The 653-nt window shown below is 44.9% G+C and carries 1 protein-coding gene; it reads left to right on the top strand.

Annotation, left to right across the window (positions count from 1 at the left end):
• On the top strand, positions 1-526 hold a 526-nt coding region (locus R8O10_RS25665), incomplete at its 5' end, for an asparaginase domain-containing protein (protein WP_318192017.1).
• Positions 527-653: the final 127 nt, after the last annotated feature.

Raw genomic sequence — 653 nt, 5'->3', positions numbered from 1 at the left:
CACCATTTTCGATGCGCGAGATGTAACGAAGACCAACACCACCTCGGTAAGTACGTTCCAATCTCCAAATTTTGGCCCTCTTGGCTACATTCACAACAGCGATGCAAAGTACCAAAGAAGCCCTGAACGTAAACACACCACAGAAACCCCATTCGACGTATCAAAACTCAACACACTACCTAAAGTAGGCATTGTTTATAATTATGCGAATGCGTCGAGCTTGCCAGTCAAAGCCTTGGTTGATGCCAAGTTTGACGGTATTGTGAGTGCTGGTGTGGGTAATGGTAACTTGTACCACACGGTCTTTGATGAGCTAGAAAAAGCGAGCAAAGATGGTATTGTTGTCGTCAGAAGCTCTCGCACGCCAACTGGCTCAACGACTTTGGACGCAGAAATTGATGATGATAAATACGGCTTTGTTGCATCAGGCACGCTAAACCCACAAAAAGCACGTATTTTGCTGATGTTGTCACTCACGCAAACGAAGAACTATCAAGACGTTCAGAAGATGTTCCAGTACTACTAAGGAACAACCATATAAGCTGATAATTGATAACCAGTAATACGTAAAGAGGAGGTTGATAGCAACCTCCTCTCATCCAAGTGACTAGCCGAACAAACGGCGTTTCATTCCGGCTCTCTCAAGAATGCGC

Source organism: Vibrio sp. 1727 (genome assembly GCF_033344415.1).
In the GTDB taxonomy this organism is placed as follows: domain Bacteria; phylum Pseudomonadota; class Gammaproteobacteria; order Enterobacterales; family Vibrionaceae; genus Vibrio; species Vibrio alginolyticus.
Note: the sequence above shows the minus strand (reverse complement) of the source record. Positions and strands in the feature narration are given on the sequence as shown.